The sequence below is a fragment of the Muriicola sp. genome, assembly GCF_041567615.1.
In the GTDB taxonomy this organism is placed as follows: Bacteria; Bacteroidota; Bacteroidia; order Flavobacteriales; family Flavobacteriaceae; genus Muriicola.
The window spans coordinates 1-6,199 of sequence record NZ_JBFGBM010000168.1 but is presented as its reverse complement, the minus strand read 5'-3'; the positions used below and the strand labels follow the sequence as shown (position 1 = coordinate 6,199).

Below are 6,199 nucleotides of genomic sequence, written 5' to 3'. Positions count from 1 at the left end.
GGGTACCTTAAGTCCGAAGAGGTATTGAAACTTCTCGATAGTATGAGGAAAAGCGAGCTTTACCGCGAGGATCAGAACAGCTATATACTTTATCCGAACAAACAATTGCCGGGATTCATGGAAAAGAACGTGATCCCTGCCCCCCTGGTCAAAAACTCAGAGCTCCTGACCAAATTGGTTGCCTCCGGTAACAGGCAGATCCTGGAAAAGGATGTGGAGGGCTTATTCCACTTTAACGGAAACTTCAACAATGCCAATGACCTGAAACGAACCCTGGATGTTCTTGAAAAGGATAGGGATTACACTGCCCTTGTAAGTGCCGAAAGACAAAGGGTCCTCGGTATCTTTGAAGAGGTTTTCGATCATAAGTCATTCACGGGTCGTTCCGGAACTTTCTTCGGATACGAAGGACTGGGGTCTATTTACTGGCATATGGTCTCCAAATTGTTACTCGCCGTAATGGAATGCAGCAGGAGGGCCATGATGGAAGGGGCTTCGGACAAGACGGTCAGGGCATTGATGCAGCACTACCACGAGATCAATGAAGGTATTGGCGCACATAAATCACCTGAGCTTTACGGGGCTTTCCCTACGGATCCTTATTCTCATACCCCGGCGACCAAAGGCGCACAGCAACCCGGCATGACCGGGCAGGTAAAGGAAGATGTCCTGAGCAGAATGGCCGAACTAGGGGTGGGTGTTCAAAACGGGCAGATTTCTTTCGGAACCGGTTTGCTGCAGAGAAACGAAATCCTGACCCGCGAGGCTGTGTTTGCTTTCATGGACCAGGACGATAAGGAAAGCGAGATTGCACTGCCGGCTGGCAGTTTGGCCTTTACCTATTGTCAGGTGCCGGTAGTGTATTCCTTTGGTGAAAGTGAAGGGCTGACAGTCCATTATAGCGATGGATCCAGCGCACAATCCCAAGGTCTTACCCTCGACGGGGATACCAGTACTAAGATCTTCCGCAGAACCGGAGAGGTCACCCGGATCGATGTAGCTCTCCGCACAGACGAGGTGCCGATGTGAGGTGTCGCATCACCGGAAATTATTAGGAAACAGGCTTCCTCAGTTCAATGGGGGAGCCTGTCTTTTATAAGACCGTAGAAAAAGGTGCCCAGGACAGCTCCTGCGATCACCAGCAACATGCTCAGAACACCGGTTCCCACCAGGATGTACATGGGGCCCGGACATGCACCCGCCAGGGCCCATCCCAGGCCAAAAATAGTGCCTCCTATGAGGTATCTGGATATGCTGCGGTCCTTGGGTGGCAGGACAATGGGTTGGCCTTCTGTATTTTTGAGTTTTGACTTCTTGATCAGCCATACCCCGATGATTCCAACTGCGACAGCTGATCCGATGATCCCGTACATATGAAAGGACTGGAATTGGAACATCTCATAGATCCTGTACCAGGAAACGGCCTCGGATTTGGTCAATACGATTCCGAAAAAGATCCCGACCACTAAAAATTTTAAAAATTTCATGCGCCAAAGATTAAAGGATAAAGAAAATGGTTCATAATAAGTCCGCCAATAAAGAAGCCGATCACGGCTACCAGGGAAGGCCACTGGAGGTTGCTCAACCCGGTAATGGCGTGCCCGGAGGTGCAACCGCCGGCATAACGAGTCCCGAATCCGACCAGGAAACCTCCACCGAGCAGGATCAACAACCCTTTTGGGGTAAGCACATTAGCCCAGTCGAATAGCTCAGGAGGCAAGAGTGAGCCGCCGGCGTCCTCGAACCCCAGGGTTCCCAGTTTTTCGACGGTTTTGGGATTGAGGTCAATGACAGAGCCGTCGGAGAGGTAAAATACGGCGATAAAACCACCGATGACGGCACCCAGAACTACAGTAAGATTCCAGATCTCGGATTTCCAGTCGAATTTAAAGAAAGGGGCAAAGCGATCGGCGCCTCCCATGGTACACAGGGTTCTCAGGTTGCCGGACATCCCAAAGGTCTTGCCGAAATAGATAAGCGCCAGCATGACCAGCGCGATCAGAGGCCCTGAGACGTACCAGGGCCACGGTTGAAGTATGTAATCCATGTGCAATAGTTTATACAAAGATACGTCATGCCCTGCTCTGAAGTGTAATCAGGGTTACAAAGCCCTGGGGTATTCAGCTCCCGGGCCGGGGGTTTTTTACTAAAAACCTATTGTTTCAGGTAGATCTGTGTACGGAATTCAGGGAGGTCCGCCCCCAGGGTAAGGTTCAATTCGGTACCGTTCACGGAATAAACCCAATCCGGTTCCTCGCTGAGTACGAGGTCCCCATTTACAAGGTCCCAGGTTCCATTCTCGGTCTTGTACTCCCCGCAAAAAATAGCAAACTGTTCATTGGTGATAAAGGTGATATCGAGCGCCTCGTAATATTTGCTGTAAGACAGGTCCTCTCTCAGGATGATACTGGCACTGAGACAGTCGAGCTCTTCCATCAGGTCGGCAGACGGAATATCATCCAGGTTGAGGTCCTGTGGAGGATTGACGATGTATTCCGTGAGGTTATAGAGGCCTGTGACTGATTCGATCTGATCCTGGGAGAGTCGCTGATCTGAATCCACGGCATCTTCGGAACAGGAAGAACCCGGGATAATAACCAGGAGCAGAAGTAGGAGAGATTTCCAATTCATAGCACGCGCATTTTAGGGCGAAGATATTAAACTTGGTCATTTAAGTCTGTCTCGTTTTGGATTTTTGGATTCTTTTGTTCTTATATCCCCGGGTTGAATCGGAATGATTACCTTTAGAATACTCTGAAAGGAATTCCTGAAGGAATCACAGCAATTCAGATCCCTTAGAACAAAATAAAATCAAATGACCATGAAATATTCCATGACAAAATTTTCAAGTCTTGTACTTTTAATGGTATTGTTGTTATCCGGCTGTGCCGAGAGCCGTATGGGCGGACTCGCCCTGTACACTGTGCGGGATGACATGAATACGGACGCAAAGGAGACCCTGAAATCCGTAGCAGATGCCGGCTACCTCAATATTGAGGCTGCAGGATATGCTGACGGCAAGTTTTATGGGATGGCCCCGGCGGAGTTTAGGGCCTATTTGGAAAGCCTGGGCCTGCATCCTGTCAGCACACACCAGGGTTCGGTGACCCTGGAAAATGCCGATGCCATGATGGCCGATGTGAAAGCAGCCGGGTTCGAGTATTTCGTGGTGCCCGTACCTCCTATGGGCCTGTTCACCTATGATGCGGAGACGAGGACCCTGGGAATGACAGGGGGAGCCGAAAACCTCACCAAAATCGTCAATGAGCTGGGTCATAAAGCACAGAAAGCAGGATTGAAATTGCTTTACCACAATCACGATTTCGAATTTATGAAGGATGAAGATGGGGTGATCACCATAGATTACATGCTGGAAAATACGGATCCGGAGATCGTGAATTTTCAGATGGACCTGTACTGGGTCACCAGGGCCGGGGCCGATCCCGTAGCCTATTTTGAAAAATATCCGGGCCGATTCAAGATCTGGCATGTCAAGGATATGGACGAGCAGGGTCGCTTTGCACCGGTGAACAAGGGGGAGATCGACTTCAAAAGGATCCTGGAAAACAAGGATCTCTCCGGGATGAAATACTACATGGTGGAACAGGACATGACCTTCGACGGGTTAAAACCGCTGGAAGCCATAAAGATCAGTCATCAGGGTTTGAAGGAGATCGGGTTTGAGTAGAAAGTCTTTATGAGGACCGCCAACTCCTTTCCTAATCAATTGTAAGTCATGAAAAATCTGGTATCAGCGTCGGTCATTTTATGCCTCGTACTGTCGGCATGCGGACCGAAATATACAGAAGAAAATAAGGGAGCTTATATCCTCGTGAAAAATGAGGAGGGTGCCCAGTTGGGGTATTCACCTGAATCCGGTGTCAAAACAATTACTTCGGACGGTTATGCATTCAAGGATCTCAATAAAAACGATACGCTGGACATATATGAGGACTGGAGGCTCCCCGCCGAGGAGAGGGCCAGGGACCTGGCGTCGCGAATGAGCCTAGAACAGATAGCCGGCCTTATGTTGTATAGTGCACATCAGGCGATTCCTGCCGTTTCAGGGGGGTATTTTGGTGGCACCTACGATGGAAAACCTTTTGAAGAAAGTGGAGCAGCAGCCAGCGACCTGAATGATACACAACTTAAATTTCTTACAGAAGACCATCTTCGTCATGTACTTATAACGAGTGTTAGTTCTCCTGAGGATGCAGCTCTATGGAACAATAAGGCACAGGCTTTTGTGGAAAAGCTAGGACTTGGGATCCCGGTTAATACCAGTTCTGATCCGAGGCATGGAGCAGATTCCTATGCCGAGTTCAACGCCGGGGCCGGTGGAGAAATTTCCATGTGGCCCGGTACCTTGGGAATTGCAGCTTCTTTCGATCCTGAACTCATGAGAAAATTCGGGGAGATCGCCTCCATGGAGTACAGGGCATTGGGCGTTGCTACGGCCCTGAGTCCTCAAATCGACCTTGGCACGGAACCGCGGTGGAGCCGTTTTGATGGAACCATGGGAGAAGATCCCGATCTGGCGACGGATCTGGCCAGGGCCTATGTAGACGGATTTCAGTCCTCGCATGATGGAGGTTGGGGCTTTCAAAGTGTGAATGCGATGGTGAAACACTGGCCGGGAGGTGGACCTGAAGAGGGAGGAAGGGACGGTCATTTTGGCTATGGGGCCTACGCTGTGTATCCGGGGAAAAATATTTCAGACCAGATAAAACCCTTTGTGGAGGGTGTCTTTAATCTGCAGGGGGAAACCGGTATGGCCTCGGCCGTGATGCCTTATTATACAATCTCATATGGGCAGGATACAAAATACGGCGAGAATGTGGGTAACGGATATAGTAAATACCTCATTGAGGATATGCTGAGAGGGGAGTACAATTATGACGGAGTGGTTTGCACAGACTGGGGAATCACCCGGGATGTCAGTGCTATTGACCGGTTTGAAGGTAAACCCTGGGGAGTGGAGGAACTTTCTGTGGCCGAACGCCACTATAAAGTGATCATGGCGGGGGTCGACCAGTTCGGGGGGAATAATGACAAGGGACCCGTACTGGAAGCTTACGCAATGGGAGTTCGGGAACACGGGGAGGATTTCATGCGGAAGCGGTTCGAGCGTTCAGCCGTACGTCTGCTCAAGAATACTTTCAGGGTGGGTTTGTTCGAAAACCCTTATTTGGATGTGGAGGAAACAAAGGGGATTGTAGGTAATCCTGAATTCATGAGGGAAGGGTATCAGGCTCAGTTGCGATCGGTGATTTTATTGAAAAATCACGAGAATTCTGTGCCAGTAAAGAAAAGGCAAAAAGTGTACGTCCCTCAGCGCTACATCGCAGCCAGTACTAATTGGTTTGGCGTACAACAGCCTGAAAAAACCGTGGATCCTTTCAACCTGGAAGTCGTTAAAGATTATTTTGAAGTAGTGGATTCCCCACAAGAAGCTGATTTTGCACTGGTCGGGATCGAAAGTCCCAATGGAGGTGTAGGCTATGACCGGTCGGATCTCGAAAAGGGAGGAAACGGGTATGTGCCCATCAGTCTTCAGTATGGGCAATACAAGGCATCGGAAGCAAGGGAAAAGAGTATTGCCGGGGGAAGTCCTCTGGAAAAAAGTACGGACAGGTCGTACAAGGATAAGTCGTTCACAGCTTACAATATCTCGGACATGGCCCTGGTCAATAAGACCAAAGAGCAAATGGGAGAGAAACCTGTAGTGGTAGTGGTGAAGGTTGCAAACCCTATGGTATTCTCGGAAATAGAGAAAAGCGCTTCAGGGATATTGGTGCATATGGGCGTACAGGATCAGGTGCTGATGGACTTGATCAGTGGGGCGGCCGAACCTTCGGCCTTACTTCCTTTTCAAATGCCGGCAGACATGGCCACGGTGGAGAATCAGTTTGAGGACGTTCCCAGGGATATGGTGCCTTATACGGATGAGGACGGAAATCGGTACGATTTCGCATTCGGGCTGAACTGGAAGGGGGTCATTGACGATGAACGTGTGGCGAAGTATAAGTGAGCTGGACGGGATTGCCTTAGCTACCGCCAGTCTCCGGACGGGTGGTGAAGTATCAGGATGACTCACGTTGCCTGCCGGCAGGCAGGTGCAAGTCCAGCACCGTGCATCACGCGGTGCGGTTTTGTTTGAACTTCATTTGCCAATAGAATTGAATTAGACATGGATTCG

The 6,199-nt window shown here is 49.8% G+C and carries 5 protein-coding genes and 1 pseudogene; 3 read left to right on the top strand and 3 right to left on the bottom strand.

Going from position 1 to position 6,199, the window contains the following annotated elements; genetic code table 11:
* Nucleotides 1-1,029 (top strand): annotated as a pseudogene (locus tag ABYP73_RS10830) (hypothetical protein); the annotation flags it as partial.
* A 44-nt stretch (nucleotides 1,030-1,073) separates the two neighbouring features.
* On the opposite strand, the gene ABYP73_RS10825 reads toward ABYP73_RS10830, so the two are convergent.
* The 3 genes from ABYP73_RS10825 to ABYP73_RS10815 all read right to left on the bottom strand — a co-directional run bounded on the left by ABYP73_RS10825 (nucleotide 1,074) and on the right by ABYP73_RS10815 (nucleotide 2,631).
* A complete protein-coding gene (locus ABYP73_RS10825; protein WP_372974331.1) occupies nucleotides 1,074-1,487 on the bottom strand; it encodes a DUF6691 family protein in 414 nt (137 codons plus the stop codon).
* On the bottom strand, nucleotides 1,484-2,047 hold the full coding sequence (locus ABYP73_RS10820) for a YeeE/YedE family protein (protein ID WP_372974330.1): 564 nt from the start codon (nucleotides 2,045-2,047) through the stop codon (nucleotides 1,484-1,486). The genes ABYP73_RS10825 and ABYP73_RS10820 overlap by 4 nt, the downstream gene beginning before the upstream one ends.
* 107 nt (nucleotides 2,048-2,154) lie before the next feature.
* On the bottom strand, nucleotides 2,155-2,631 hold the full coding sequence (locus tag ABYP73_RS10815) for a hypothetical protein (protein ID WP_372974329.1): 477 nt from the start codon (nucleotides 2,629-2,631) through the stop codon (nucleotides 2,155-2,157).
* A 184-nt stretch (nucleotides 2,632-2,815) separates the two neighbouring features.
* Here ABYP73_RS10815 and ABYP73_RS10810 point away from each other — a divergent pair, with 184 nt between their 5' ends.
* Entirely contained in the window at nucleotides 2,816-3,688 is an 873-nt protein-coding gene (locus tag ABYP73_RS10810; RefSeq protein WP_372946266.1) for a sugar phosphate isomerase/epimerase family protein, read from the top strand.
* Nucleotides 3,689-3,736: 48 nt separating this feature from the next.
* Entirely contained in the window at nucleotides 3,737-6,031 is a 2,295-nt protein-coding gene (locus ABYP73_RS10805) for a glycoside hydrolase family 3 protein (RefSeq protein WP_372974328.1), read from the top strand.
* Nucleotides 6,032-6,199 lie beyond the last annotated feature (168 nt).

What these genes read in the sequence shown, in the direction of transcription:
- ABYP73_RS10825 (WP_372974331.1), bottom strand. Translation starts at nt 1,487, where the DNA reads ATGAAATTTTTAAAATTTTTAGTGGTCGGGATCTTTTTCGGAATCGTA.
- ABYP73_RS10820 (WP_372974330.1), bottom strand. Translation starts at nt 2,047, where the DNA reads ATGGATTACATACTTCAACCGTGGCCCTGGTACGTCTCAGGGCCTCTG.
- ABYP73_RS10815 (WP_372974329.1), bottom strand. Translation starts at nt 2,631, where the DNA reads ATGAATTGGAAATCTCTCCTACTTCTGCTCCTGGTTATTATCCCGGGT.
- ABYP73_RS10810 (WP_372946266.1), top strand. Translation starts at nt 2,816, where the DNA reads ATGACCATGAAATATTCCATGACAAAATTTTCAAGTCTTGTACTTTTA.
- ABYP73_RS10805 (WP_372974328.1), top strand. Translation starts at nt 3,737, where the DNA reads ATGAAAAATCTGGTATCAGCGTCGGTCATTTTATGCCTCGTACTGTCG.